The 26,686-nt window shown below is 38.3% G+C and carries 28 protein-coding genes; 7 read left to right on the top strand and 21 right to left on the bottom strand.

What is annotated here, in order from left to right:
* Nucleotides 1-148 precede the first annotated feature (148 nt).
* The 15 genes from H8R91_RS09015 to H8R91_RS08945 form a co-directional block, all read right to left on the bottom strand.
* The gene (locus H8R91_RS09015) at nt 149-322 is read right to left on the bottom strand and encodes a hypothetical protein (protein WP_186935742.1); all 174 of its coding nucleotides are present in this window, start codon (nt 320-322) and stop codon (nt 149-151) included.
* Nucleotides 319-1,707, bottom strand: a complete 1,389-nt coding sequence (locus H8R91_RS09010) for a zinc-ribbon domain-containing protein (protein WP_186935958.1) — start codon at nt 1,705-1,707, stop codon at nt 319-321. The genes H8R91_RS09015 and H8R91_RS09010 overlap by 4 nt, the downstream gene beginning before the upstream one ends.
* Before the next feature lie 142 nt (nt 1,708-1,849).
* Nucleotides 1,850-2,365 (bottom strand): GNAT family N-acetyltransferase, encoded by a 516-nt coding sequence (locus H8R91_RS09005; protein ID WP_186935741.1) that lies wholly within the window; start codon nt 2,363-2,365, stop codon nt 1,850-1,852.
* Between the two features lie 218 nt (nt 2,366-2,583).
* Nucleotides 2,584-4,515 (bottom strand): lysine--tRNA ligase, encoded by a 1,932-nt coding sequence (gene lysS / locus H8R91_RS09000; protein ID WP_186935740.1) that lies wholly within the window; start codon nt 4,513-4,515, stop codon nt 2,584-2,586.
* Nucleotides 4,516-4,540: 25 nt separating this feature from the next.
* A complete protein-coding gene (greA, locus tag H8R91_RS08995; RefSeq protein WP_186935739.1) occupies nt 4,541-5,023 on the bottom strand; it encodes a transcription elongation factor GreA in 483 nt (160 codons plus the stop codon).
* A 146-nt stretch (nt 5,024-5,169) separates the two neighbouring features.
* On the bottom strand, nt 5,170-6,009 hold the full coding sequence (locus H8R91_RS08990; protein WP_186935738.1) for a hypothetical protein: 840 nt from the start codon (nt 6,007-6,009) through the stop codon (nt 5,170-5,172).
* Between the two features lie 62 nt (nt 6,010-6,071).
* Nucleotides 6,072-7,400, bottom strand: a complete 1,329-nt coding sequence (locus H8R91_RS08985) for a murein hydrolase activator EnvC family protein (RefSeq protein ID WP_186935737.1) — start codon at nt 7,398-7,400, stop codon at nt 6,072-6,074.
* Nucleotides 7,401-7,419: 19 nt separating this feature from the next.
* On the bottom strand, nt 7,420-8,319 hold the full coding sequence (ftsX, locus tag H8R91_RS08980) for a permease-like cell division protein FtsX (protein ID WP_022234377.1): 900 nt from the start codon (nt 8,317-8,319) through the stop codon (nt 7,420-7,422).
* Between the two features lie 17 nt (nt 8,320-8,336).
* Entirely contained in the window at nt 8,337-9,119 is a 783-nt protein-coding gene (ftsE, locus tag H8R91_RS08975) for a cell division ATP-binding protein FtsE (protein WP_022234378.1), read from the bottom strand.
* A 156-nt stretch (nt 9,120-9,275) separates the two neighbouring features.
* Entirely contained in the window at nt 9,276-10,361 is a 1,086-nt protein-coding gene (locus H8R91_RS08970; RefSeq protein WP_022234379.1) for a PucR family transcriptional regulator, read from the bottom strand.
* A gap of 906 nt (nt 10,362-11,267) precedes the next feature.
* Complete coding sequence (locus H8R91_RS08965) at nt 11,268-12,386, bottom strand: ABC transporter ATP-binding protein (RefSeq protein ID WP_186935735.1); 1,119 nt, start codon at nt 12,384-12,386, stop codon at nt 11,268-11,270.
* 186 nt (nt 12,387-12,572) lie between these two features.
* A complete protein-coding gene (locus tag H8R91_RS08960; protein WP_186935734.1) occupies nt 12,573-13,298 on the bottom strand; it encodes a pseudouridine synthase in 726 nt (241 codons plus the stop codon).
* A gap of 17 nt (nt 13,299-13,315) precedes the next feature.
* On the bottom strand, nt 13,316-13,762 hold the full coding sequence (locus H8R91_RS08955; protein WP_186935733.1) for a DUF4830 domain-containing protein: 447 nt from the start codon (nt 13,760-13,762) through the stop codon (nt 13,316-13,318).
* A gap of 54 nt (nt 13,763-13,816) precedes the next feature.
* Nucleotides 13,817-14,473, bottom strand: a complete 657-nt coding sequence (locus H8R91_RS08950) for an HAD hydrolase-like protein (protein ID WP_022234383.1) — start codon at nt 14,471-14,473, stop codon at nt 13,817-13,819.
* Nucleotides 14,466-14,852, bottom strand: a complete 387-nt coding sequence (locus H8R91_RS08945) for a thioesterase family protein (RefSeq protein ID WP_022234384.1) — start codon at nt 14,850-14,852, stop codon at nt 14,466-14,468. The genes H8R91_RS08950 and H8R91_RS08945 overlap by 8 nt, the downstream gene beginning before the upstream one ends.
* Nucleotides 14,853-14,967: 115 nt before the next feature.
* Between H8R91_RS08945 and ychF the strand changes: the two genes are divergently transcribed.
* On the top strand, nt 14,968-16,062 hold the full coding sequence (gene ychF / locus H8R91_RS08940) for a redox-regulated ATPase YchF (RefSeq protein ID WP_186935732.1): 1,095 nt from the start codon (nt 14,968-14,970) through the stop codon (nt 16,060-16,062).
* A 71-nt stretch (nt 16,063-16,133) separates the two neighbouring features.
* The gene (locus tag H8R91_RS08935; RefSeq protein WP_186935731.1) at nt 16,134-17,183 is read left to right on the top strand and encodes an FkbM family methyltransferase; all 1,050 of its coding nucleotides are present in this window, start codon (nt 16,134-16,136) and stop codon (nt 17,181-17,183) included.
* Here H8R91_RS08935 and H8R91_RS08930 read toward each other — a convergent pair.
* The gene (locus H8R91_RS08930) at nt 17,180-17,767 is read right to left on the bottom strand and encodes a hypothetical protein (RefSeq protein ID WP_022234387.1); all 588 of its coding nucleotides are present in this window, start codon (nt 17,765-17,767) and stop codon (nt 17,180-17,182) included. The two genes, H8R91_RS08935 and H8R91_RS08930, sit on opposite strands and share 4 nt — an antisense overlap.
* A gap of 140 nt (nt 17,768-17,907) precedes the next feature.
* Nucleotides 17,908-18,117 carry a hypothetical protein gene (locus H8R91_RS08925; protein ID WP_186935730.1) on the bottom strand — a complete coding sequence of 70 codons (210 nt, stop codon included), beginning with the start codon at nt 18,115-18,117 and terminating at the stop codon, nt 17,908-17,910.
* Nucleotides 18,118-18,465: 348 nt separating this feature from the next.
* On the opposite strand from H8R91_RS08925, the gene mgtE reads away from it, so the two are divergent.
* On the top strand, nt 18,466-19,836 hold the full coding sequence (gene mgtE / locus H8R91_RS08920) for a magnesium transporter (RefSeq protein ID WP_370743787.1): 1,371 nt from the start codon (nt 18,466-18,468) through the stop codon (nt 19,834-19,836).
* Nucleotides 19,837-19,873: 37 nt separating this feature from the next.
* Here mgtE and H8R91_RS08915 read toward each other — a convergent pair whose 3' ends face one another.
* A complete protein-coding gene (locus H8R91_RS08915) occupies nt 19,874-20,209 on the bottom strand; it encodes a helix-turn-helix domain-containing protein (protein WP_186935729.1) in 336 nt (111 codons plus the stop codon).
* Between the two features lie 112 nt (nt 20,210-20,321).
* On the opposite strand from H8R91_RS08915, the gene H8R91_RS08910 reads away from it, so the two are divergent.
* Nucleotides 20,322-22,556, top strand: a complete 2,235-nt coding sequence (locus H8R91_RS08910) for a lectin-like protein (RefSeq protein ID WP_186935728.1) — start codon at nt 20,322-20,324, stop codon at nt 22,554-22,556.
* A gap of 58 nt (nt 22,557-22,614) precedes the next feature.
* Here H8R91_RS08910 and H8R91_RS08905 read toward each other — a convergent pair whose 3' ends face one another.
* From H8R91_RS08905 to H8R91_RS08895, 3 genes are all read right to left on the bottom strand, one after another.
* Entirely contained in the window at nt 22,615-23,328 is a 714-nt protein-coding gene (locus H8R91_RS08905; RefSeq protein ID WP_186935727.1) for a DUF1275 family protein, read from the bottom strand.
* 91 nt (nt 23,329-23,419) lie between these two features.
* Nucleotides 23,420-24,028, bottom strand: a complete 609-nt coding sequence (locus H8R91_RS08900; RefSeq protein WP_022234392.1) for an HD domain-containing protein — start codon at nt 24,026-24,028, stop codon at nt 23,420-23,422.
* Between the two features lie 7 nt (nt 24,029-24,035).
* Entirely contained in the window at nt 24,036-24,983 is a 948-nt protein-coding gene (locus H8R91_RS08895) for a D-2-hydroxyacid dehydrogenase (protein WP_186935726.1), read from the bottom strand.
* Between the two features lie 108 nt (nt 24,984-25,091).
* Here H8R91_RS08895 and H8R91_RS08890 point away from each other — a divergent pair, with 108 nt between their 5' ends.
* The 3 genes from H8R91_RS08890 to spoIIAB all read left to right on the top strand — a co-directional run bounded on the left by H8R91_RS08890 (nt 25,092) and on the right by spoIIAB (nt 26,685).
* Complete coding sequence (locus H8R91_RS08890) at nt 25,092-25,808, top strand: HAD family hydrolase (RefSeq protein ID WP_186935725.1); 717 nt, start codon at nt 25,092-25,094, stop codon at nt 25,806-25,808.
* Between the two features lie 125 nt (nt 25,809-25,933).
* Entirely contained in the window at nt 25,934-26,236 is a 303-nt protein-coding gene (locus H8R91_RS08885; RefSeq protein ID WP_022234395.1) for an anti-sigma factor antagonist, read from the top strand.
* Complete coding sequence (gene spoIIAB, locus H8R91_RS08880; RefSeq protein WP_186935724.1) at nt 26,233-26,685, top strand: anti-sigma F factor; 453 nt, start codon at nt 26,233-26,235, stop codon at nt 26,683-26,685. Before H8R91_RS08885 ends, spoIIAB begins: the two co-directional genes overlap by 4 nt.
* Nucleotide 26,686 lies beyond the last annotated feature (1 nt).

The following is a 26,686-nucleotide window of genomic DNA, read 5'->3' as shown; positions in this document are numbered from 1 at the left end:
CAGGAATTAACCCCTTCACTCATTGCACAAAAGGCTTCATTTTGGACACCCAAAATCGCTGCTTTTCCGAAAAAAATTCCAAAAAATTTTTGACAACAAAAAAAGCCGCCTGTTTCGGTTAAAAAACAGACGGCATAAATGCTTGAAATTATTTGATTTTCAGTTTCTTTTTCCTTGCGGACAACACTTTCATAAGAACTTCATCTACTGCGTCGGTGTATCTTCCTTGTACTATGAGGTTGTTTTTCAGATTGATAAGCGACTGTATCACTCTGCTTTGCTCATCATCGGTTAGATAAATGTGATATTTCTTTTCTCTCATTGGCTGTTCCTCCAGTTCTTAAATATTTTCCTGATTATCTTAACATCTTCTTCTGTATCGGAAGATATAAATATATGTACGCTCTGAAATGCTGCTTTGATACGCTGTGCATATTCGGGTTCCGCTTCGTTTGGCTTCATCGGCAACTTAATGAGTTTGATTCCACGTTGTTTACAGAGATGTTCCTTTAGTATGTCTATTTTCTCCGAGTCCGTATTCACTTGAATAGCAACCTGCTCCAGTGGGATATATACATCAAGTGGAATGCCGAATAACCTATCAGAGCCAAGTTCAACTTTCAATCCTTTCAAATTAGAATAATAACTGATTGCAAGAGCCGGGAACAACGACATATACTCCTGCTCACATATTCTGCATCCTTTATTGAGAACAGTACGCTCGTTTATCTTCATACTCCAAGAATGACCGTATCTGCATTTCCACCACGCTCTCTTTGCCGAATTTCTTGAAACTTCTGTGGGCTTCAACTTATTTAATTCATAATCCCATTCCTCTAAAACCTGCTTATCTGTCGTTGCAAGGTCATTGTATCCGGCAAGCACTTCTCGCTCTGCACAGACAGGGCAAACCGTTCCTTTCACACGGGCATTGATAACTGATTTCCACTCGTTTCCACATTTTCTGCAATGCCACCATACATTTTTCCTCGACTTTGCATTTACCTCATTCGGTTTCAGAGGAAAATTCTTCTCTGACCATTCCTCGGCTATCTGTGGGTGTGTACTTTTCAGGTCATTTTTTCCTTTAATAAATGTATAGCCACTGCAACAGGGACATTTACTGCCGCCTGAACGTGTAGAGATAAGCGTATTCCATTCATAACCGCAGGTTCTGCACTTCCACCAAGCCTTGCTGTTTGCAAACGCCATAACTTCGGTAGGCTTCTTTTCATTCTTGTCCGACCATTCATTTGCAACTTCCGGGAACAGGGTTGCAAGGTCATTAAATCCGGCAAGCACTTTGTTATGGGAGCAGTACGGGCAACCTGTTCTATTGATGGTTCTGCTCTTTACAGTGGCTATCCATTCGTGTCCTAATTTACATTTCCATATCACTTTCTTGTGTGAGCCGATAGATACCTCTGTCGGTTTGATTTCATTTTCCTCTGACCACTCCGAAGCCAATTCCGGCTTCAATGTACTTAAATCGTTAATGCCTGCGACTACTCTTGCACCGGAGCATATGGGGCATTTCTCGCCACTGGAACGAGCCTTTATACTTGTTTCCCATTCGTGACCGCAAGCACCTTTCCACCATACTTTCTTATTCGAGCCGAAAGTCACGCTGTCCGGTGTCAGCGGTAAATTCCTATCCGACCATTCGGCAATCAATTCGGGACGTACTTCTGCTAAACTGTTGTTCATAGCCAAACCTCAACCTCCTTGTGCTTAGAGTATATGAAGTTTTGGCTTTATCTTGTAGTTTGCGAATATCTGTATAAATAGAAAAAGCCCTTTGAGAAAAGGATTTCTCCTCTCTCAAAGGGCAGGTTGGCAAACTGGAATTTCATAAACGCATTTGCTTCTTAAACGCAAACATTCCCTCATTGCCATCACCGACAAAATCGTCCGGTGTATCCGGCATAGGATGTTTTTCATTAAAAAATTCTGTAATATGAAAGCCGCAGACATTCACATAAAAATGAATGTTGCGCTTATCAAAGTACGGCGTACAGGTTTCCCATACTTTCGTGTTCGGATATATTCGTTCCAATTCAAACCATATCTTCTTACCGATACCATTGCTCTGAACTCCGTTCTTTACAAAAAGCAGGTCAAGATGGTTATGCTGTGTACTCTCATTGATAATAACAACAGCACCGCCCACCATTTCTCCATCGACAACGGCTTTATAGGCAGCAGAACCCTCCGCATTCAGCGACTGGTCAATGTCCTTTTCAGGCAGAATAACAGCATCTGTTTTCCCAAAAGCATCTTCAAAACCTTTCTGAAATGCTTCCTGCATATCCGCCTTGTATTGCGTTAATTCTTTTGGTTCTATACAAACTAATTGAAAGGTCATTTTATATCTATCTCCTCAAAAATTCCGATTTGTATTTCTGTTTGTTTTAAAAATGGGCAACTCCGATTGGAATTGCCCATATATCTTGAAAATTATGCGATTTTTAAGACTCTGCACCGTTTCAAGCACCATTTGGTGTAAATTTGGTGTATTTGTGTATTTTCAGAGCTTTTTCACAAATGAAGTACATCCCGTTTTGTAGGGTAAAACGGTACTTCTTAGTAGAGCTTTGCGCCTGCTGGAATATGGTCATCTACCATAAGCAGATGGAGCTTTTCTTCGCCTTCTTCTTCGTGTACTGCACTCAGGAGCATACCGCAAGAGTCAATGCCCATCATTGCTCTCGGAGGAAGATTTGTGATTGCAATAAGTGTCTTACCGACAAGTTCTTCCGGCTCATAATATGCGTGAATACCGCTTAAAATGGTTCTATCTGTGCCTGTTCCGTCATCAAGAGTAAACTGCAACAACTTCTTTGATTTCGGTACTGCTACGCACTCTTTAACCTTAACGGCTCTGAAATCAGACTTTGAGAATGTATCAAAATCAACATCTTCTTCAAACAAAGGCTCAATCTTTACCTTAGAAAAATCAATTTTCTCAGGCTCTGAATTTGGTGTAGAAACTTCTTTATCCTTTACACCATTTTCGGATTTTACACCACCGAGGGTCTTCATTGTCGGGAACAACAATACATCTCTGATTGCAGGTGAATCTGTGAGGAGCATAACAAGTCTGTCAATGCCGTATCCGATACCGCCTGTCGGTGGCATACCGATAGAAAGCGCATTGAGGAAGTCCTCGTCTGTGTGGTTTGCCTCTTCGTCACCGTTTGCAAAAGCCTCTTCCTGCTTAGCGAATCTTTCTCTCTGGTCGATAGGGTCGTTAAGCTCGGAGTAAGCGTTACACATTTCCCAAGTATTGATAAAGAGCTCAAATCTCTCTACCTTTTCAGGGTCATCAGGCTTTTTCTTTGTAAGAGGAGAAATAGCAAGCGGATGATCCATAACAAATGTAGGCTGGATAAGATTCTTTTCGCAGAACTCTTCAAAGAAAAGGTTTACAATATCGCCCTTTGTATGGCGCTCTTCAAATTCAATGTTCTTCTCTCTTGCAAGAGCCTTAGCCTCTTCGTCTGTCTTTACTTCGTCAAAGTCAATTCCCGCATATTTTTTAATGCAGTCAACCATTGTAATTCTCTCAAAAGGCTTACCGAAATCAATTTCAATGCCGTTATATGTTATTACAGAACTGCCGCATACCTTTTCTGCTAGATATTTAAACATACTCTCTGTAAGGTCCATCATACCGTAGTAATCGGTGTATGCCTGATAAAGTTCCATAAGTGTAAATTCAGGATTGTGTCTTGTGTCTACACCCTCATTACGAAATACTCGTCCGATTTCGTAAACTTTCTCAAGACCGCCGACAATAAGTCTTTTAAGGTAAAGTTCAAGAGAAATACGAAGTTTTACATCTTCGTCAAGTGCATTGTAATGAGTTTCAAACGGTCTTGCTGCCGCACCGCCTGCATTTGCAACAAGCATAGGGGTTTCAACTTCCATAAATCCTCTTTCATCAAGGAAGTTACGGATTTCTTTGATTATTTTTGAACGCTTTACAAATGTATCCTTAACCTCTTCGTTCATAATGAGGTCAACATAACGCTGTCTGTAACGGGTATCTGTATTTGTAAGGCCGTGGTATTTTTCGGGGAGAATCTGGAGGCTCTTAGAAAGAAGTGTTACAGAAGTTGCGTGAATTGAAATCTCGCCCGTCTTTGTCTTAAATACTTCGCCGCTGATGCCAACGATGTCGCCTATATCGTATTTCTTAAAATCTTTGTAGCTGTCTTCGCCGATATTATCTCTTGCCACATAAACCTGAATTGTGCCCTTTAAGTCCTGAATATGGCAGAAAGAAGCCTTACCCATAACACGCTTTGACATAATTCTGCCTGCCAAAGAAACCGACTTGCCCTCAAGCTCTTCAAAGTTTTCTTTAACATCTGAACTGTGGTGTGTAACATCGTACTTTGTTATTTCAAACGGATTCTTGCCTGCCTCCTGTAAAGCCGCAAGCTTTTCACGGCGAACCTTTAAAAGCTCACCGAGATTTTCAGTATTCTGTGACTGATTCTTCTCACTCATTATTTATATTTCCTTTCAACACTGCTTACTTTGAAATCTCTAAAATCTTAAGTCCCTGAACGCCGGCAGGAGTTTCAACCTCAACTACATCGCCTACGCTTCTCTCCATAAGAGCTTTACCGATTGGTGATTCATCAGAAATAACGCCCTCTCTCGGGTTAATTCCGTTTGAACCTGAACCTAAGATTTTGAAAGATACCTGTCTGCCGTTTGAAACATACTCAACCTTTACAACAGAAGTAAGGTGAACATGCTCGTTTGAAGTGTTGCTCTCATCAATGATAACGGCATTTTTAAGAGTAACCTCAACAGTAGCAATACGAGCCTCAAGCATAGCCTGCTCGTTTTTGGCATCATCATATTCACTGTTCTCCGAAAGGTCACCGTATGAACGGGCAACCTTGATTTTTTCCGCAATTTCTTTTCGTTTTTCGGTTTTTAAGAATTCGAGTTCTTCCTCGTATTTTTTAACGTCTTCTGCTGTAAGCATAATTTGTTTTGCTGCCATTATACATCGTCCTTTCAATCAGAAAAATGAAATCTGTAGAATTCTTACATACTTTTTAATTATAAAATTTTTTAACGCCAATGTCAAGCAAAATGCAAAATATTGGCAGCAAAGCACATATACGGAAAAAGTGAGGCAAGCCTCCTCTATTCAACGGTTTTGTTTATTTTTTCAAACTGCGCATATAAGGATTTTACAGTTTGACTTGTTGAAAAATTACTGCACATTGTCGGCACTATCGAGCCTAAACTGTACTGTCTTCCGAGTGAATACAGTGCAGAACAAAAATACTCCGTTTCAATCTCCTGCGGCTTTATTCTGTCAAAGCCGTTAGGCATTTTAAAGTAATACTTATAGTAAATCTCGCCTAAAACCTCCGCTTTCGGTCTGCCGTTTGTCAATATCAATGTTTTGTCATTTGACGAAAAAGTATTTTCTATTGTGCGTGGAGCAATTATGAGTTGACAGAGTTCAAGCTCCTCCGTTCGTTTTGTAACAGTTGCGCAAGCTCCCATATTCTCCATTATCAGTTCGTTTTCATCGTAATATACATCGGGAGAATTTGTAACAACGGTAACATCAGAGGAATATTTCATCACATACTTTAAAAATTCACTGTCCCTGCCGTCGGGATCATATATGCCGATTTTTAATTTTTCCGCAAAATCACACATAGAAAGCAGGCATATTGCAAGATTGGTACAAAGTCTTGCCGTGAAATCCGAATTTTCAAATCTGCGAAAGCCACACTCATCGTGGAAATCTATTTTAGGCGAACAGATTATTCTCTTTTTACTGTCGCCGATTATTTTTTCGAGTTTTTCAAATCTCGGTTTTCTTCCGTATGAAATGTATGTAATTTGTTTAAGGTACACACCTCTTGCTCTTTTCACCTGTACTACCGCTCTGTCACGCTTAAGTCTGTCAACTAAACCTTTCATTCCTTTTCTTCGTTCGTGCTTTTTAACAGTCAGTGCCGTAAGCATAAAAAATCCCTCCGCATAACTTTTTATAAAGTATATGCAAAGGGATTAATTTTAATTATTAATTATGATTGATATTCTGTCATTGGGTTATATTTTACACCGTTCAATCTTGTTTCAAAGTGAAGGTGGGCACCTGTTGAATGACCTGTAGAACCTACAAAGCCGATAACCTGTCCCTGATATACATGCTGACCCGTATAAACCATAGTTGTGGAGAGATGACCGTAAACAGTCATCTTACCGCCGTCATGAGCAATCATTACATAGTTGCCGTAACCGCCGCCGCAACCGCATGAACCGTCTTTACCCCAGTTGTGATAACAACCATTGTAAGAATCAATTACTACGCCTTCTTTTGCGGCAACAACATCCGCTCCCATAATTCCCGCGTCTGCTATATCAATTGCACCGTGGTTATAAGAGCCTCTGTCCTCGTTCCATTCGGAAGTAAGATAGTAATAGCCCGGGCACGGCCATACAAAACCTGACGGTGAAACCTCAAGGTCATCGTGAACAGTGCCGCTTGATGAGCCACCGCTGTTTGAATTATTATTTCTTTCCTGCTCGGCACGCTCTGCCTCAAGTCTTGCCTTTTCAGCGTAATAATTAGAAATAGCCTTTTCTATATCATCACTTTCAAGTGCGCCGTTCTGGATTTCGCTTGTCGCCTTATCGCTTGTCTTATAAAGTCCTGCCAAAAGTTCTTTATTCTCTTCAAGAATTTTGTTAAGCTCCTGCTGGTCGCTTTCAAGGCTTGCCTCTTCTGCCTCGAGTGAATCCATATCCTTTTCAAGTTCTGCCTTTTCTTTAGAAATATTCTCAAGGTCGCCCTTAATTGAATTGATAAGATTATTATCGTAATCAGAGAGTGCCTCTACAAGCTCCATTTTATCAAGAAAATCAGAAAAGCTCTTTGCTCCGAAAATAATTTCAAGGTCAGTTGTATTGCCTGCCATATAAATATTTCTGAGTCTGTTGCGGAGAGTATTCATCTGATTTTCAATGCTCTTATTGGCGTTATCAATAGCTGTCTGCTTGTCCTGAATTTTGCCGTTAAGCTCATTAATGCTCTGATGGCTGAGTTCGATTTTATCATCGAGAACCTGCACCTTGCTTACAAGCGCATTAACATATTCTTCCTGATCTGCAATATTTTCTTTTGTTTTTTCAAGAATTTGCTGATATTTATCGCTCTGAGCCTGAAGTTCCTGTCTTCTGTTCTCAAGTGCGTCTATATCGTTCGGGTCAATTGTGGTTGCCTGTGTTTCTTCCGTAACTGCCTCTGTTGATTCCTGTTCTGCGGCAAATACAGGATAAACCGAAAAAGTAAGAACACAAACGCTGAGAATAGCACAAAGCACAGCTTTGAATTTTCTTTTAGTTATTTTCATCAAATATACTCCTTTGTTATTACCAGCCGAGAATTTCGTTTCCTTCCATCTTCAGGTACTTACGCATTGAAATAAAGCTGCCGAATGCACCGATAACCACACCTGCAACAATAAATATACCGCCAACCTGCAGATAAACATCCGAGAACGGAATAGTGGAAATTTTTACAAATGAATTTACTGCCGACATTACGCCTTCATATACCACATAAAGTACGCCTGTACCGATAATGGCTGAAATAAAACCGAGAACCATACCCTCGACTACAAACGGCAGTCGAACAAAAGCATTGGTTGCGCCGACAGACTTCATAATACTTATCTCAAATCGTCTTGAATACATTGTTGTTCTGATTGTATTTGCAATGATAAACAGAGAAATAATCGTAAGTGCAACAACTATCGCAAGACTTATGTAGCTTACAAGATTGCTTATATCGGTAAGTTTTCTCGCAAGCTCACTGCGGTTGTTGATAGAATCAACACCGTCAACCTTTAAAATTGCGTCAATAGTTTGGTCGTACTTTGACAAATCGTCCATTGCAATTATATATGCATCGGGCAACGGGTTGTTGTCGCCGTTTACATTTTCAAATACAGCTTCCGGAAGTGAATCTTTAAATTCGTTGATTGCATCTTCCTTCGGGTAAAATCTTACAGAGGTAATATTATCAAGTTTCTCAAGGTTTTTGCCAATGTAAACCGCCTCAAGGTCAGATGCTCCGTCCTTGATGTAAACGGTTGTTTCATTGGTTTTTCCCACAGAGTCAACTTCCTTTTCTATGTTTACCGAAATAAGTTCAGCTGCACCTGTAAGCACAAGACAGCTTACAAGAACGCATATCGAAGCAATACTCATAATTCGGTTGCTCCATATACTTCTGAAACCTTCTCTTATTAAATAGCCAAAGCCACTCATATTATGTTCCTTTCTTTTTAGTCTGGAACGACATCATTGTCAACAAAGTTTTCTTTTGTTTCTTTGTTAAGGGCAATACCCTCAATAATTTCGTCAATATCCTCATACTGCGCATCATATGCAAGTGCAGCTTCGGGATTTTTAGTGTCGCTCTTTACTCTGCCGTGGTCAATTACAATTACACGCTTGTTAAACTGTCTTACAAGTTCGTGTTCGTGAGTAACAACAAGTACAGTTGTACCCATATCGTTAATTTCACTCAAAAGTTGAATAATATCATGTGACATTTCAGGGTCAACATTACCTGTCGGCTCATCAGCAATGATAATTTCAGGATTATTTACCAATGCTCTTGCAAGGCTGACACGCTGCTGCTCACCGCCCGAAAGCTCACTTGGCTTGTTTTTCATTTTATTTTTTAGTCCGACAAGCTCAAGAATGTACGGAACTCGTTTTTTAATTGATGATGCGCTCGCTCCGATTGCTCTCATTGCAAAAGCTACATTGTCAAAGACATTCATCTTATCTATCAGTCTGAAGTCCTGAAATACAATACCCATATGACGACGAAGATACGGAACTTTTCTGCGACGCATTTTTGTTATATTAAGATTATTCACGATTATTTCACCTGACGACGGACTTTCCTCGTGCATAATCAGTTTTAAAAACGTACTTTTACCTGCTCCGGACGCACCTACTATAAAAGCAAACTCGCCCTTGTCTATATGTATAGAAACATCATAAAGCGCATGAGTGCCATTCGGATAGGTTTTAGATACATTGTTAAAATCTATCATAAATTTCACCTTTATTACAAAATACACACTTATTCTGTATATTTTGCGTTATATAATACAATATTTTGTAATATTTTGACAAGTTAATTCTAAAAAGTCAAAATGGCCTGCACTACCGAAAAATCGGCAGTGCAGAGCCATATTAAATTCACTCAATCAATACTTTGCAGGACTTGCGTTAAGGTATTTTTTAACCATAAGAGCTACCTTAAATACGATAGCATCCTCAAACTCACGAAGATCAAGGCCTGTAAGTTTTTTAATTTTTTCAAGTCTGTAAACAAGAGTGTTTCTGTGAACAAAAAGCTTTCTTGATGTTTCAGAAACATTGAGGTTGTTTTCAAAGAAACGCTGAATAGTAAAGAGTGTTTCCTGATCGAGGCTCTCAATAGAACCACGCTTGAAAACTTCCTTTAAGAACATTTCACAAAGAGTTGTGGGAAGCTGATAGATAAGACGGGCAATACCGAGGTTATCATAGCTTACTATTGTACGCTCTGTATCAAATACCTTTGCAACCTCAAGTGCGCTCTGTGCTTCTTTAAATGAACGGGCAAGGTCCTTAATACCTGTTACCGTTGTACCTATACCTACAACGCAGTGGGTGTAGAATTCACTTGAAAGTGTGTCTGAAATAGAGCTTGCAAGCTTTTCAAGGTCACGGCTCTCTGTATCCGCCTTAATCTCTTTTACGAGTGCAATTTCGTACTCATTAATATTGATAACAAAGTCCTTTGACTTGTCCGGGAAAAGATTCTGAATAATATCGTATGCAGAAACATCTGTTTTTGAAACGATTTTGATAAGAAGACAAACTCTTGAAACTTCGCTGTTAAAGTGAAGTTCTCTTGCCTTAAGATAGATATCGCCCGGAAGAATGTTGTCGAGAATTACATTCTTAATAAAGTTTGAACGGTCATATTTCTCGTCATAATACTGCTTAATGCTTGCAAAAGAAACAGAAAGTAGCTGTGCGTACTTCTGAGCATACTCATCTGTACCCTGTACAAATACAGCGTAATCATACTTAGCGTTGCTGCCAAATGACTTATATGTATAGCCGTTGATTACAAAAGGAGCTGTTGAACTTAAGGTTTCTGAATTTACGCTTTCGTTTACTTCACCGATTTTGCCAAGCTCTGAACAAGCTATAACAACAGAAGTTTCGTCAATAACGCCTATTGTTCTGTCAATTGCATCTTTCATCTGGTGAACAATACCCTGGAATAATCTGTTTGACATTTTATTTACCTCTTTTTCTAAGCAAATATTCATATAATTGTAAGCATATTATTCAGGCTGTATTTTGCTTTGACCTTAGCTGCAAACATATACAAAATGCATAACACCTGTAATTTTTGCAAAACAAGCCTTTGTAGCAAAAATTCTTATAATAAGAGCCTAATGAATTAATATATTTAAAATACAATATATCTCTTATATACATATTACACAAAAACGAGAAAAAAATCAACCTCTATTTTCAAATTTCTTTATTTTTTTTATAGATTTTGCATAATTGGCAAAAGGTTACAAAATTGATAACAATATTAAACAAATTTAACCTTTGCTTTTTAGTAATTTGCCATAAAAAAACCGTTTTTCATCAGAAGTCGTGGAAATTATGGTTTGGCAAATTGTTTCGGCAAGTAATTATAAAAGTTTGGTCGACCTTTTCAAAGGTCGTGGGTGTGGGCAAAGCCCACAAATACTTTCCGCTTACGCAATCTAACGATAGCCAAACAGCAAGCTGTTTGGCGGCTTGAACGCAACGGCTTTAGCCTTTAAATGCGAAAGCAACAATAAAAGACATTCGTTATATAATGAAAAAAGTTAATTATTTCTTTTCTAAAGGCTGTCGCCTGTTTTAACAAACTTAGTTTTAGCACGCAAACAGCGTGGCTGTTTGCGCCTGATAAATTGTTGTATCGGAAGATTTTATGGGCGCTGCCCAAACCCGCAATTTTTGAAAAAATTGAGTAAACTTTTTTGTTCTTTTGCTGATAATTTAGCGTTAGCTAATTTTCAATGCCCGACCGACACTCCGCTAAACCATAATTTATCTCAATTTTGATAAAGAACAAGAACTCTAAAAGCAAACTAAGGCGGAGCACAATGCGCTCCGCCTTAAATAAGTACATATTAAAATCAGTTAATGATTGTACGCTCAGTTTCTTTATCAAAGATGTGGATCTTATCAAGCTCAAATGCAGCCTTAATGCTGTCACCCGGCTTAGCGGTTGAAGTAGGCTCAACTCTTGCAGTTACAGGGATACCGCCGATATTTACATAAAGGTAAATCTCAGCACCCATAAGCTCTGTAACATCAACATTACAATCAACAACGCCGTTGTCGCTTGCGCACTTAGCGAGGAACTCAGGCTCATCGTGAACATGCTCAGGACGAATACCGAATACAACTTCCTTTCCTACATATGGATCAAGCACGCCGCCCTTAGTTTTCTCTAAAGGAACGATAATCTGATACTTGTCAAAGCAAAGTGCATACTCTGAACCAACCTTCTTAAGTGTAGCGTCGATAAAGTTCATCTGCGGTGAACCGATAAAGCCTGCTACGAACATATTGCATGGCTTGTCATAGAGATGCTGTGGAGTATCAACCTGCTGAATGAAGCCGTCCTTCATAACAACAATTCTTGTACCCATTGTCATAGCCTCTGTCTGGTCATGAGTTACATAGATGAATGTTGTACCGAGTCTCTGGTAAAGCTTAGAAATCTCTGTTCTCATCTGAGCACGGAGCTTAGCGTCAAGGTTAGAAAGCGGCTCGTCAAGTAAGAATACCTTAGGGTCACGAACGATAGCACGGCCAAGAGCAACACGCTGTCTCTGACCACCTGAAAGAGCCTTTGGCTTTCTGTCGAGATACTGCTCAATACCGAGGATACGAGCTGCCTCTTCTACTCTTCTCTTAATCTCGTCCTTAGGAGTTTTACGGAGCTTAAGACCGAAAGCCATATTATCATATACAGTCATATGCGGATAAAGAGCATAGTTCTGGAATACCATTGCAATATCTCTGTCCTTAGGTGCAACATCGTTAGCGAGCATATCGCCGATGTAAAGTTCACCCTTTGAGATATCCTCAAGACCTGCGATCATACGAAGTGTAGTTGACTTACCGCAACCTGACGGTCCAACGAGAATAATAAATTCCTTGTCTGCAATTTCAAGGTTAAAATCTGTTACGGCTGTAACGCCACCGTCATAGATTTTATAGATGTGTCTTAAAGATACATTTGCCATTTTTATAAACCTCCAATAATCCGATGAAGCAAAAATCCGAAAATCTATATCAAAGAAAATACTGTTTTGCTTTATTACAGTTAATAATATATCACTTTTGCTGTTTTTTTACTATACTGATTTTGACTAAAATTTTAGTCATTATTTTATTTAATTCAGCGACTAGTTAAAAAATACTACCTGATTTTAGTGCATATTGCCCATAAAGATTGACATTTTGTCTAATTCCGATAACATTTTAGTCTCTCCTATATGCAAATTGCTATCCAAATACAAATCGCCGATTGATATTCGTTTAAGGTGCACAACATTTTTTCCACATACCGCAAACATTTTCTTTACCTGGTGGAATTTACCCTCGCAAATCGTTACAATTGCGGTCGTTTTATCCGGATTTTCGCCGGAAATTTCAAGTTTTGCCGGCATACAGCGTGTTCCGTCGGCAAATACAATACCGTTTTCAAAATCACTTATCATTTCTTCGGTAATTTCACCGTCAAGCTGTGCTATGTACTTTTTCTCGACATGTTTTTTCGGCGAAAGCATATTGTGCGCAAATTCCCCGTCATTTGTAATAATAAGAAGTCCCTCGGTATCCTTGTCCAATCTGCCTGCCGGGAATAAGCCGGGGCGCTGAAACTCCTCAGGCAAAAGGTCTATTACGGTTTCCGCTCTTTTATCGTTGCTTGCGGATAGAACTCCGGCAGGTTTGTTCATCATTATATAAACATATTTGCTGTACAAAAGAGGTTGTCCGCCGACGGTAATGTCATCAGCCACAGCATCTACTTTGTGTTGCGGCTGTTTGATACATTCTCCGTTTACGCATACTGCACCGTCTTTTATAAGTTTTTGTACTTCTTTGCGACTGCCGACATTTTGAGAAACCAAAATTTTATCAAGTCTGTCCATTTTACCTTCCTTTCTGCCTAAAACAAAGGCAGATAATCTTCTCCGTATACGCCGCTTGTTATGTGACCGCCGATAATTCGGTTTTTATAAACGAGTATAACAGCCTTTTTTCCGTCATCAATACTGTATGTATAGCGTTTTGCGGGTTTACCCGCATAATTGCTCAAATCAAATACGGATTTTTTCTGAATTTCGTTATACTTTTCATATACGCTGTTAAAATCCTGCGGAATAATTACCTCGTCAACCGATTCGTCAACCGCATTTATTCCCAACTGTTGAAAAAATTTTATTCTGTCATCACTGCTGTCAGCCTTTAGCGAATAGTTTTCAGAATTAAATTCCGCATAATCTTCCACATGTGTGAAATCTGCGTTTATAAGAATTATAAATACGGTAATCACTGCCAAAACAACAATTAATGCTACAATAAATCGTTTCTTTTTAAATCGTAAAACAAACATTTCAAAACCTCCATATACTTTATATGTATATGAAAGCTGTGTGCGCAAATTGCATTAAATAAGATTATAAATTTCAAGAGGAGTGTCGGCAAAAACCTTTCCGCCCTCTTTCTTCATCTGTTCAATATCGCCGTAGCCGTAGCTTGCGCCGACAAAATCAATCCCCGTCTGAACAGCGCCTTTGGTATCAAAATAGGTATCGCCGATAATCACAGCGTTTTCCCTGTCTTTTTCAAGACTTGTACCGAGAGAATTAAGTGCATACGGAATCAAATCTTTTTTATCTTTTCGGCTGCCGTCAAGCGTAGAACCGCACACTGCATCAAAATACTGTGAAAGTCCGAGAATTTCAATAATCTCTTTGGCAAATAATTCATATTTAGACGAACAAACCGCAATCTTCTTTCCGTCAGCTTTGATTTTCTTAAGCAGTTCTTCAATTCCGTCATAAGCTTTGTTTACAAATTTACCTTCTGTATTATAAATATCTCTGTAAACCTCTACGCCACGCAGACTTTCCTCTTGAGAAAAGTGGCAGATATTCAAAAATGTATCAATTAACGGCGGACCTATATACAATGTGTAATCGCTAAGATCGGGCACGGGTTTTCCCATTTGTTTTATTGCATTTTCGAGAGAATATTTTATACCGTCGGCACTTTTACTGATAGTGCCGTCAAGGTCAAAAAGTATGTAATCGTGCTTAACCATTAAACTTTTCATCCGCCTTTTTCTGGAATTTTTCAGCCTTTACGCTCACTCTTGTGTGAGTTCCCTTTGCAATAATTCCTTTTGCGTCACTTGCGCTTACTTCAAAATTAAAGAATCTGCCGTCATTTTCTTTTAATACGGCTGTAGCGGAAATCTCTGCGCCGAGAGGAGTAGGACTTGTGTGTTCTATAGAAATTGCTGTACCTACTGTTGTAAGTTCGTCATTATTTAAAATTTCTTCGCACAGTTCAAAAGCCGCATTTTCCATAAGAGCAACCACTGCGGGAGTAGCAAGTACGGCAAGTCCGCCGCTGCCCATAGACACCGCAAGCTGCTCTTCTTCTACTTTTATTGTTTTAGTGAGAGTTTTTTCTTCCATAATAATCACCTTTCCCTGTTGTCTATCACGAAAAATTGTGATATACTTATTATTATGATACAATAAAAATATTGATTAGGCAAGTATGCCAATCAATTTTGAGGAGTAAAAGATAATGAAATTAGGCATTGTAGGTTTACCGAATGTCGGTAAAAGCACACTTTTTAACGCAATCACAAATGCAGGTGCTCAAAGTGCGAACTATCCGTTCTGTACAATCGAGCCGAATGTAGGCGTTGTAGCTGTTCCGGACAAGCGTCTTGACAAGCTTGCGGAAATGTATAACCCGGACAAATATACCCCCGCATCAATCGAATTTGTTGATATTGCAGGTCTTGTAAAAGGTGCGTCAAAGGGCGAGGGCCTCGGCAACAAGTTCCTTTCAAATATTCGTGAGTGTGACGCTATCGTTCATGTTGTTCGTTGTTTTGAAAACGATGACATCATTCATGTTGAGGGTTCTATTGACCCTGCAAGAGATATTGAAACAATCAACCTTGAGCTTATTTTATCGGATGTAGAAATGCTTGAGCGTAAAATCGACAGAACGCAGAAAATGCTTAAGGGCGACAAAAAATATCAGAAAGATATTGATTTCTACAAGCGTGTGCTTGAGACACTCGAGGCAGGCAAACCCGCAAGAAGTGTTGAGTGTAACGAAGACGAGGCTCTTTTGCTTTCTGATGTTGCATTGCTCACAACCAAGCCTGTAATTTATGCCGCAAATATGAGCGAAGATGATTTTTCAAACGGTCTTGATTCTAACGAGGGTTACAAGGCTGTTCAGAAAATTGCCGCCGAAGAAAAAGCAGGCGTTCTCCCTATCTGCGCTGAAATTGAAGCTGAAATCGTAGAGATGGATAAAGAAGAAAAAGAACTTTTCCTTTCCGATATGGGACTTGAACAGAGCGGTCTTGACAGGCTTATCAGCGAGTGCTACTCACTTCTCGGTCTTATTTCTTACCTTACAGCCGGCAAACAGGAGGTAAGAGCCTGGACAATCAAAAAAGGTACAAAAGCTCCGCAAGCGGCAGGTAAGATTCACACCGACTTTGAGCGTGGATTTATTCGTGCCGAAGTAATTGCTTATGACGACCTCATTGCTTGCGGAAGTATGTCGGCAGCAAAAGAAAAAGGTCTTGTTCGCAGCGAGGGCAAAGAATATGTTATGAAAGACGGAGATGTTGTTCTTTTCAGATTCAATGTATAATTGCTCATTCTCTTATTAATTATAAAAATTCAGCCACCGTTTTTTGCGGTGGCTTTGTTGTAGGTGAAACAATGGAAATCAATAAAGATTATATATGGAATTATCTTAAAAATTCCGATTTACCGATTATTCTTTACGGAATGGGTGACGGCGCAGACAAAGTTCTGTCCGCTTTTAAAAAATACGGAATAACCGCAAGCGGAGTTATGGCAAGCGATGATTTTGTAAGAGGTCAGAGTTTTCACGAATTTACGGTAAAAAAGCTAAGTGACTTTGAAAATGAGTATTCAGATTTTATAATTGCACTTTGCTTTGCCACTCAACTGCCCGATGTTATGCAAAATATTTTTGAAATTGCCAAAAAGCATAAGGTCATTGTTCCGAGTGTTCCTGCATTCGGCGATATTCTTTTTGACGAAGAATTTGCGAAAAAAAATAAAGAAAGCATAACAAGTGCCCGAAATTTGCTTGCAGATGATTTATCAGTAAAAGTTTTTGACAACATTCTTGAATTTTACAAAACAGGAGAACTCTCTCTGCTTGACGGAATTACAACCGATAAAGACGAGGCTTTCTCTCTCCTGTCGCTCGGTGAAAACGAAACATATGTTGACCTCGGCGCATACAACGGAGATACTGTAGACGAATTTTTGCATTACACAAACGGCAAATACAAATTTATTACCGCACTTGAACCGAATGCCAAAAACTACAGTAAATTACAGGCGCATTGCTCGGAAATGAAAAATCTTGAACTCTGGCAGCTCGGTGCGTACAGTCACAACACCACTCTTTGTTTTAACAACAAGGCAGGCCGTAACAGTGCCATAGTAAACGAAAGCAACACAAAAACTCCCGTTGCCGCCGTTGATACAATTTTGTGTGGGCGGGCGGCAACATATGTAAAAGCAGATGTTGAGGGCGCTGACTTTGAAACAATTTTGGGCATGAAAAATACGCTGAAAATGTTTAAGCCAAAGCTCAACTTTTCAGCGTATCACAGATTTGAAGATATTTTCAGACTGCCGCTTTTGATTTCGGGAATAAATCCTGAATACAAAATATATTTGCGGCATCATCCGTACATTCCTGCATGGGATACTAATCTCTATTGCATTTAATTATTTTTTGAAGAACCAAATTCATTTAATATATCATCGATTTCGCTTTCATCGGTTACCTTATCGGTGGAAGCGTATTTACTGTAATCAAAATCATCGTCATCATCATTTAAATCGTATGTTGTTTCTACAGCTTTCGGTGCTTCTGCCTCGGCAGCCTTTTCATTTACAAATTCTTCGTTTCTGCGCTTAGCCGCAAGCAATCTTTCCTCTGCTTCCGCCTCTGCCTCTGCCTCTGCTTTTTTACGCTTATCGCCAAAAGCAATATCGCCTACAAACAAGCCGAAAATACCCGAAATAAGGTAAGCAACCAAAAGAATTATGTTTGTAAGGTGGAAACCGCCGTTATAAATAAGCATACTCGGAATGAATACGACAGGAGCTATAAGTGTAAACAAAAAGTCCATTCCGTACTTTGAACAATACATTGCAGCGCACACTATTGCAGTTGCCGGGAAAATAAAATAATATGCCACTGTCGAAAATCCCTGCAAAGATTTTGAAATAAAGATAATCGGCACGAGCATATAAATCAAAAGGATTACCACACCATAGGGTAAATATTTTTTAACCAAACCGTTCATAATAACCTCCGTAATAATATATTGTAATACTCATTCTATTATAACTAAAATTCATAAAAAATCAATAAGCTATGCAATATTTGTTGTTTTGCATTAAAAAACGAGGCTTGCGGTAAGCCTCGTTTTATATTTTTTCTCAATTACTTAAGTCCATCGGTGATTTCCTCGGTATAATCAGCTTTCTGTGACTCGACAAGTTCTTTGTACATATCGCCCTTGTTGGTATAACCGTCAACATTTCTGTAATAATACTCAAGATTGGTTTCACCTGAAATGGAAGTGTTGTTCAAGTCAACATTCTGTGTTCCGTCAGCATACTGCATAATGTCTGTAAATCTAAATTTAGACAAACATTTGTGATTTCACATATTTATCACATAAATTATACTATTTCGTACATCAAATGTCAACATTTAAGTCTATCGTCAATAACAAAAAAGCTATAATATTTATTCAAAAATTCATTGACAACAAACACAAAATAAACTAAAATAAATATGTATGGGGTTTATATCCCGATAATATTATCTTAAGAATTTGGGGTGAAAAATTAATGGACGCAGACGGTAATAAAGGCGCAGTACCTGGGCGAAGTTGCAACAAACGAAATGACCGCTATTGCGTTCATTTTTTGTCGCTCAATATATAAACTGAATATGGTGCTCGTCTTTACTCCCTAAACAGCTGAAGGAGGAAAGATGATGGAAACAGTTAAGGTTGGTATAACCGAAACTATCAGAGTGCTGCTTGAAGAAAAAAAGTTTAACACTCTAAGAGATATTCTTGTCACCCTTAAGCCATACGATATTGCTACTATATTTGAAGAGCTGCAGGACGAAAAAACTCCTCTGCTTTTCAGAATTTTGCCGAAAGAGCTTGCCGCCGAAACATTTGTGGAAATGGATGACGAAACTCAAAAGCTCTTGATTCACGGATTCAGCGATACAGAGCTTAAAGAAGTTGTTGACGAGCTTTTTATTGACGATGTGGTTGACCTTGTTGAGGAAATGCCCGCAAATGTTGTTAAACGAATTTTAAAGCAAGCAGACAAGGATACAAGAAAAACTGTTAACGAACTGCTCAAATATCCCGAGGACAGTGCAGGCTCAATTATGACAACCGAGTACATTGTACTTCGTCCCGAAATGACAGCCGAGCAATCTATAAAAAGAATCAGACGAACAGGTGTAGATAAAGAAACTATCTACATTTGTTATGTTACGGATGACAACTCAAAACTTATCGGTATTACAAGCGTAAAGGATCTGCTTTTATCTGACGATGATGTTATTGTTTCGGAGATAATGGAAGAAAATGTAATTTGTGTAAACACTCTTGACGACCAGGAGAAAGTAGCGCAGATGTTTTCTAACTATAATTTTCTTGCGCTCCCCGTTGTAGATACCGAAAACAGACTTGTCGGCATTGTAACAATCGACGATGCTATTGATGTCTTGCAGGAAGAGGCAACCGAGGATATTGAAAAAATGGCTGCCGTAATGCCTTCCGATAAGCCTTATATGAAAACAAGTGTTTTCGGAATTTACAAAAAGCGTATTCCATGGCTGCTTGTACTTATGCTTTCAGCCACATTTACAAGTGCTATCATTTCTCATTTTGAATCTGCGCTTGCGAGCGTAATCGTGCTTTCGTCATTTATTCCGATGATTACAGGTACAGGCGGTAACGCCGGTTCGCAGGCTTCGGTTTCGGTTATCCGTGCTCTGTCGCTTGGCGAAATCAAATTCTGCAATGCAGTCAAGGTATTGTGGAAAGAGTTTAGAGTATCTATCCTTTGCGGTGTCACACTTGCCGCCGCAAATTTTATAAAATTGATGATATTCGATTTAAACGGCAAAGAAAACGCCCTTTTTATCGGACTTGTAGTTTCGCTTACACTTATCGGAACTATTATAATGGCAAAACTCATAGGTTCGTTCTTGCCTATGGTCGCACACAAAATCGGTGTTGACCCTGCCGTAATGGCATCTCCGCTCATCACCACAATTTGCGACGCCTTATCACTTTTAATTTACTTTGGAATTGCAACAACAATTCTTCATATTTAAAAAACAGGTCATATCTGCAAATACAGCAGATATGACCTTAATTTTTTTCGGAATTGAGCAAGCCTAAAATCACTCCCAAAGCTATGTTTTGTTGTTTTGCCGATAATTCTCTGTAGCCGCCGAGCAAATCACATTCGTCCTCATTCAAAGACATTTGCACTGTTTTATCTATCGGCTGACGAATGTTTGTATAGCCGATAATGTAATCGACCGATGTATTAAAAATATCTGCCATTTGCATAAGAGTTGCAATGCTCGGTTCACTTTTTCCGTTTTCGTAAGCACTAATCATTTTTTGAGAAACATTGAGCTTTAAAGAAAGAGAAATCTGACTTAAGCCTTTTTCTTTTCTCAACATTGCAATCCTATTCATAAGCTACTCCTTAAATTATACTTTTTAAGTATAATATTATTACATAATTGTTGACAAATTATACCTTTATGTTATAATAATACTTGTAAAAAGTATATAAGGAGGAACTTTTATGAAAAAACAAGTTAAAAAAATAACTGCACTTTTCCTGATTGTAATGCTTTTGCTTAGTATGTTTTCGGTTAATGCCGCTAACATAGAACAAGAACCAGTCAGCAATAATAGCGGAGTACAAAACAAAATTAATTCAATAGCATCTATTTATCCAACCGGTTCTTATTTTACAAAAAGCGGAAATGTTTGTTACTCTAACGCTGAAGAAGATTGTAAATTGTCTAATATTCCTTCAAGAGGCGGATTACCTTCCGGAGCAACTGTTGCAAACATAACAAGAGATGCTTGGTCTTGCTGTGCTTTTGCAAGATATGTTTTTTATTGTACATTTGGACTTGCTCCTGAAAACTGTGGTACAGTTAATTCTTCAAATGCACAGATAGGAGATTACATCAATTTTGGCACACACTATGCTATATATCTTGGACAAGATTCAAACTATTGGTATGTATATGATTCAAACTATACATCACCACCTACAAATATCGTTAAATACAATAGAGCTTTGAGGAAATCAAGTTTCTCTTACGTTACGATATATCACGCTTCAAATTATGATTCTGTAAATGGTTCAAATAACAATTATGTTGATATTGGCACAGATTTTTATGCTTATATAACAAATACTGCATATTGGCTATATTTATCAAATGATTATGATAACGTATCTGCAAAATCGCCAACTTTTCTAAGCGAACAAATTTGGAAATTTGAAAAACTAAATGACAACAGTTATATTATCCAATCATCAAGCAATGATACTGTTCTTGAAGTCAATGGAACTAATGTACAAACCAATTATTATAATGGAGGAGATAATCAAAAATGGTATATTCTAAAATATGGCGATAATAAATATACTATAAAATCCAAATCAAGAAACTATGTTTTAGATTTAGAAGGTAACGCAAATATAAGTGGTACCAATATACAAATATATGAGCCAAATGGAACTGATGCACAATATTTCAGCATACACAAATATGATGCTCCTTCTGTAACAAATATAAATTTAGAAGTAAATGGAAGTACCGTTAGAGTAAATTGGGATAACATTACAGGTAGTACAAGATATGATGTATATCTAATACAATCGCCTTGGGGATGGGATAGTGTAAAATATAGCAAAAAATGCACATTTAATAGTAATTATTGCGAATTCAAGAATATTTCACCTGGTGAATATGCTGCATTTGTAGTAACAAAGCCAAACGAAAATTCTAAACAAAGTAGTTGGAAATATTTTACAATATGCTACAATGACTATATGCCTGATAATCAAATTATATTTAATAATCATATTTACTCACTCTATAATGATACTCTGACATGGGAAGAGGCAAAGGTACATTGTGAAGAAATAGGTGGACATCTAGTTACTATAACAAACCAGGAAGAACAAAATGTAATTACAGATTTGCTAAAAAATCAATATTGTCGTTGGTATTTTTTAGGTGCATCAAGCACAAATAATAATGGTAATTACAAATGGGTAACTAATGAAGATTTTGTTTATACTAATTGGAACAATAATATTCCTAACAGTAAAGATAACTATTTAATGGCTACAACAAGGCTAAATGGAAATTGGGAAGTAACAAATAACAATGGATATGATTGTGCTATTGGGTATATTTGTGAAATTGAAAGTGCATCAATACATCCTTCCAATACTCAATATTATAAATCAAATAAATATGAACTATATGATAAAACTTTAACATGGGAAGATGCTAATCAATTAGCTAAAATTAAAGGTGGGCATTTAGTTACTATTACCTCTCAAGAGGAAGAAGACTTTATTGAAAAATTAATAAACAACGGAAATGAATATTATTATTGGTTAGGAGGGAAAAAGAACAGTAGCAACAACTTTGAATGGACAAACAGTGAAAATTTCAATTATTCAAATTGGGCTACCAATGAACCAAATAATACTAATAATGTAGAAAACTATATTTTTAAATACAAAAGCTCAGGAAAATGGAACGATAATATTAATTTTATTAACAATATAGGTTTCATTATTGAATATGATAACTATATAAAATTAGGCGACATTAATTCAGACGGAAAAATATCAGTTAATGATGTAACGGAATTACAAATGTATATTTCTCAATCTAAAGATTTTTCCGATGAGCAGAAAATTCTTGCCGACTACAATCAGGACGGTGTAATTGATATAAACGATGTAACCGACATTCAGCGACTTATTGCAAATATGAACTAACCCAAAGCAAAAGCCTTGCAGGCGAAATCCTGCAAGGCTTTTTTACAGATTATTATAATTAAATATTAACTTGTTCCTCAACAATGGATTCTAAGGCTTCCGACTTTTTGCCGAAAGAAAATACCTTTACCTCTTTGTACCACATACAGCACACAGCTGACACTGCAAGCGGTAAAAATCCTAACCATATGCTCTCTCTTGCCCAAAAAATTTCAGCCACGCTTGCAAGAGCAACGCCTATATGGAAGAAAAGCAATGTCATTCCGAAAAACTGCGCTTTGTGTTTCATCTTTATGTCGCCGTCAATAAGATAAGATGTAAGCGATGTTACCGTTTGTCTTATATTATTGGTCGAAAAAATTGTTGAACTGCCGTATCCCGCATCGCCTGCGTAAGCGTTCCATTGAATAGGAGCGGCAAAAAACAGCGGCAGCATTGCAAGGTACGAATTTTCTACAAAATTAAGCACGCTTACAAGTATAAAAGCAACCGATGTCAAACCAAGACTTATTATTTTTGTATCAAGTTTTATAAATTTGTGGAGCAACACATATGTCACATTACCGCAAGCATACACCAAAGCGGCAAGCACCATATAAATTAATAAAGAATGTTCCGGCTCAAACAAATTATGTACAATGTGTATCATATTTGATGTTTGCGATGAGGCAAGCAGGTCGCAATGATTTATGATTGCGTACGCGCCCATAAATCCGCCGATTGAGCTTACACAAAAGTGTAGCCACGCTTCTTTTTTAACATTTTTCTCCACGATTATCGCCCTTTTATTAGTTTTTCGCTTATAATTATATCACAACAAGCGACAAAATTCAATTATAAAAGCGCTGATAAGAACGGGGTTTTTAGCTATCTTTTTGTGTATCGTCAATTAATCTGCCTTTTTCGACATTCGGCTTTATAAAATTGTTGTAAGAATATTCCGCTAAGATTTCAGAACCTTTTGGGGTGTTCTTTTGCCTGCCGAGCACCTGGCTTAATTTTATTTTTCTCTCTGCCCACATCTTACCGTCTGTTGCGTCATTCAGCATTACGGGCTGAACATTGTCCATAGTATGGGCAAATTTTGCCTCGGCTGTTTCGGCATTTTCAAATTCAATCCAAAGATTTTTCAGCTTTTCGCACTGGTCGTCGGGCAAAAGTCCGAAAATTCTGTCTGCCGCTTTCTGTTCCCTTTCGTGTTGAGTTTTCTTGCCCTCTTCGTCATAACAATAGGTATCTCCTGCGTCAATCTCCACAATATCGTGCAGTAAAAGCATTGTAACCGTTTTTAAAACATCTATTTTTTCGTTGGCATACTCACTCAAAAGCACGGTCATAAGCGCCATATGCCATGCGTGCTCGGCATCGTTTTCCTTGCGCTCTCCGCCTGTAAGCAATGTCTGACGCTGTATGAATTTTTCCTTGTCAATTTCCTTTATAAAGTCAAATTGCTTTTTAAGCCTTTCGTCCATAATTACCTCAACTTACAACATTCTTAGGAGTGCCGTTTATAAATGAACCGATATTGTCTGCAACAATATTCATCAATCTTTCCCTTGTTTCAACGGGTGCCCATGCGATGTGAGGAGTTATAATGCAATTCTTTGCCTGCATTAAAATACAGTCCTCCTCCATCGGCTCAACAACCAAGGTATCTACTGCCGCTCCGCCGATAATATCGTTCTGCAACGCATCGTAAAGGTCGTTCTCTGCCATTACTCCACCCCTTGCGGTATTCACAAACAATGCATTGTTTTTCATTTTTGCAAACTGCTCTTTGCCAAACATTTTATCCGAATCGCTGTTAAGCGGGCAATGAACCGTTACAATGTCGCTCCTTTCAAGCAACTCGTCAAAACTTACAAACTCCACTCCGTCAGCCTGTTTTTCGGAACGATTATACGCAAGGACTTTCATTTCAAATGCCTGCGCAATTTTTGCAACCGCACTTCCGATACTTCCAAATCCTACAATACCTATTGTTTTTTCTGCAAGCTCGTTTAGCGGATATACAAACGGCGAAAAAGTCTTGCTCCTTTTCCATTGACCGTCGGCAACAAATTTTGCATATTCACGCACCTTGCTGTAATGCTCCAAAATTAATGCAAAAGTATGCTGTGCAACGGCATTTGTGGAATACGAACCCGCATTGCAGACTGTAATACCGTGCTTTCTGCAATATTCTATATCAATGTTATTGTATCCTGTGGCAAAAAGTCCGATATATTTTAAATTCTTTGCAAGTTTTAATGAACCCTCGTCAAGTCGGGTTTTGTTGCAGATAACCATATCTGCATCCGCAATCTTTTCTGCGACCTCATCATATGTGAGAAGTCCGTACTGCACCACTTCGCCGAACTGTGAAAGTCGGTCGGCAGGTACAAGATTATCCACAACAGTTTGTGCGTCCGTCAGTACAATTTTCATACTGTTACCTCCGTTTTTATAAGTTAAAAATCTAATTTTATTATACACAATTTTTTTAATCTTGCAATCATTTGACAAAAAATGTATAATTATTGTGGAGGTATGACTATGTACAAAAATATTTTATTTGATGTTGACGGCACACTTTTACCTATGGATGTTCACGAATTTGTTAAATATTATTTCGGTTCACTCTGCGAAAAAATGATACCTGTACTTAAAATCGAGCCGAAAGCGCTTACCGATTCTATTATGGCAGGGCTTGGCGCAATGGCTAAAAACGATGGTTCCGCACTTAACAGAGATGTGTTTTGGAAAGCCGCCGCAAAAGTAAGCGGTGTTGACCTTATTAAATACGAAGATATGTTCACCGATTATTATAATAATGAATTTGTCGCCGCAAAGACCGCAACCTTCGTTAATCCTTATGCAAAAAAATGTGTTGATTTTGCAAAAGAAAACGGATACAAAGTAATTGCCGCAACAAACCCGATTTTCCCTAAGCCGGCTACATATAAAAGACTTGAATGGGCAGGACTTAATCCCGAAGATTTTGAATATATTACCGTTTATGACAACTCGTCAAGCTGTAAACCAAATCTTCTGTATTTTAAAGATTTATGCGAAAAATGCGCCATTTCTCCAAAAGAAAGCCTTATGGTCGGCAATGATGTTGATGAGGATTTATGCTCAGCCGAGCTTGGCTTTGACACATTCCTTATTACAGACTGCGTTATTAACCGCAACAACAAAGATTATTCGGCTTACAAAAACGGAAGTTTTGAAGATTTTTTTAATTACCTTACTTCACTTGCTAAGAAATAATTTTTTCTGCAACACAATAAAACAAAATTTTTACTCCATAGCTATTATTATATAGTTATGGAGTTTTTATTTGCCTTTATAAGGCAAAATAGCGAGCTGAATTTTCAGTAAAAAGGATGTTTAAAATGCTCAAAACAAAATTTGAAAACAATGTGCTGACAGCGTTCATTGAGGGTGAACTTGACCATGACTCTGCCGCAAGAATACGCACAAAGCTTGACGGAATCTGTGAATCAATTAAGCCAAAACTGTTAAACCTTGACTTTTCCGGGGTATCGTTTATGGACAGCTCAGGAATCGGTCTTGTACTCGGAAGATACCGCCAGATGAAATTACTCGGAGGTTCTGTCAGGGTAATTAACATACCCGAAAATATGTACAGGCTGTTTGCTCTTTCCGGGCTTGAGGGATTGGGGGTGCTGAGATGAATTTAATAAACGAAATGAGCCTTAGCTTTCCGTCAAAAAGCAGTAACGAGGCTTTTGCCCGAAGTGCGGTTTCTGCATTCGTCATCGGTCTTGATCCAACCGTTGCCGAACTTTCAGACATAAAAACCGCAGTTTCCGAGGCTGTAACAAATTGCATTGTGCATGGCTACCGCAGAGAAAGCGGAACGGTCTACATAAACGGAAAAATTTACGAAAACAACAAAGTAGTAATAAAAATTCGTGACAAAGGCTGCGGCATTGCAGACATTGAAAAGGCAATGGAACCGCTCTTTACCACCGCTCCCGAAGAAGACAGAGCAGGTCTTGGCTTTGCGGTTATGCAGAGCTTTTGCGACAAAGTAAAAGTCAAATCCACTGTCGGCAAAGGCACTGCCGTTACGCTTGAAAAAGTCATTTCATCGGGCAGATCCCTTTCAAGAGGTCGTTAAA

The organism is Ruminococcus intestinalis (assembly GCF_014288065.1).
In the GTDB taxonomy this organism is placed as follows: domain Bacteria; phylum Bacillota; class Clostridia; order Oscillospirales; family Acutalibacteraceae; genus Ruminococcoides; species Ruminococcoides intestinale_A.
The sequence above is the reverse complement of the archived record's forward strand: the minus strand, read 5'-3'. Positions and strand labels throughout refer to the sequence as shown.

Bases quoted from the DNA above. Each gene is read 5' to 3' on its own strand.
- H8R91_RS09015 (WP_186935742.1), bottom strand. From the start codon at position 322: ATGAGAGAAAAGAAATATCACATTTATCTAACCGATGATGAGCAAAGC.
- H8R91_RS09010 (WP_186935958.1), bottom strand. From the start codon at position 1,707: ATGAACAACAGTTTAGCAGAAGTACGTCCCGAATTGATTGCCGAATGG.
- H8R91_RS09005 (WP_186935741.1), bottom strand. From the start codon at position 2,365: ATGACCTTTCAATTAGTTTGTATAGAACCAAAAGAATTAACGCAATAC.
- lysS (WP_186935740.1), bottom strand. From the start codon at position 4,515: ATGAGTGAGAAGAATCAGTCACAGAATACTGAAAATCTCGGTGAGCTT.
- greA (WP_186935739.1), bottom strand. From the start codon at position 5,023: ATGGCAGCAAAACAAATTATGCTTACAGCAGAAGACGTTAAAAAATAC.
- H8R91_RS08990 (WP_186935738.1), bottom strand. From the start codon at position 6,009: ATGCTTACGGCACTGACTGTTAAAAAGCACGAACGAAGAAAAGGAATG.
- H8R91_RS08985 (WP_186935737.1), bottom strand. From the start codon at position 7,400: ATGAAAATAACTAAAAGAAAATTCAAAGCTGTGCTTTGTGCTATTCTC.
- ftsX (WP_022234377.1), bottom strand. From the start codon at position 8,319: ATGAGTGGCTTTGGCTATTTAATAAGAGAAGGTTTCAGAAGTATATGG.
- ftsE (WP_022234378.1), bottom strand. From the start codon at position 9,119: ATGATAGATTTTAACAATGTATCTAAAACCTATCCGAATGGCACTCAT.
- H8R91_RS08970 (WP_022234379.1), bottom strand. From the start codon at position 10,361: ATGTCAAACAGATTATTCCAGGGTATTGTTCACCAGATGAAAGATGCA.
- H8R91_RS08965 (WP_186935735.1), bottom strand. From the start codon at position 12,386: ATGGCAAATGTATCTTTAAGACACATCTATAAAATCTATGACGGTGGC.
- H8R91_RS08960 (WP_186935734.1), bottom strand. From the start codon at position 13,298: ATGGACAGACTTGATAAAATTTTGGTTTCTCAAAATGTCGGCAGTCGC.
- H8R91_RS08955 (WP_186935733.1), bottom strand. From the start codon at position 13,762: ATGTTTGTTTTACGATTTAAAAAGAAACGATTTATTGTAGCATTAATT.
- H8R91_RS08950 (WP_022234383.1), bottom strand. From the start codon at position 14,473: ATGGTTAAGCACGATTACATACTTTTTGACCTTGACGGCACTATCAGT.
- H8R91_RS08945 (WP_022234384.1), bottom strand. From the start codon at position 14,852: ATGGAAGAAAAAACTCTCACTAAAACAATAAAAGTAGAAGAAGAGCAG.
- ychF (WP_186935732.1), top strand. From the start codon at position 14,968: ATGAAATTAGGCATTGTAGGTTTACCGAATGTCGGTAAAAGCACACTT.
- H8R91_RS08935 (WP_186935731.1), top strand. From the start codon at position 16,134: ATGGAAATCAATAAAGATTATATATGGAATTATCTTAAAAATTCCGAT.
- H8R91_RS08930 (WP_022234387.1), bottom strand. From the start codon at position 17,767: ATGAACGGTTTGGTTAAAAAATATTTACCCTATGGTGTGGTAATCCTT.
- mgtE (WP_370743787.1), top strand. From the start codon at position 18,466: ATGATGGAAACAGTTAAGGTTGGTATAACCGAAACTATCAGAGTGCTG.
- H8R91_RS08915 (WP_186935729.1), bottom strand. From the start codon at position 20,209: ATGAATAGGATTGCAATGTTGAGAAAAGAAAAAGGCTTAAGTCAGATT.
- H8R91_RS08910 (WP_186935728.1), top strand. From the start codon at position 20,322: ATGAAAAAACAAGTTAAAAAAATAACTGCACTTTTCCTGATTGTAATG.
- H8R91_RS08900 (WP_022234392.1), bottom strand. From the start codon at position 24,028: ATGGACGAAAGGCTTAAAAAGCAATTTGACTTTATAAAGGAAATTGAC.
- H8R91_RS08895 (WP_186935726.1), bottom strand. From the start codon at position 24,983: ATGAAAATTGTACTGACGGACGCACAAACTGTTGTGGATAATCTTGTA.
- H8R91_RS08890 (WP_186935725.1), top strand. From the start codon at position 25,092: ATGTACAAAAATATTTTATTTGATGTTGACGGCACACTTTTACCTATG.
- H8R91_RS08885 (WP_022234395.1), top strand. From the start codon at position 25,934: ATGCTCAAAACAAAATTTGAAAACAATGTGCTGACAGCGTTCATTGAG.
- spoIIAB (WP_186935724.1), top strand. From the start codon at position 26,233: ATGAATTTAATAAACGAAATGAGCCTTAGCTTTCCGTCAAAAAGCAGT.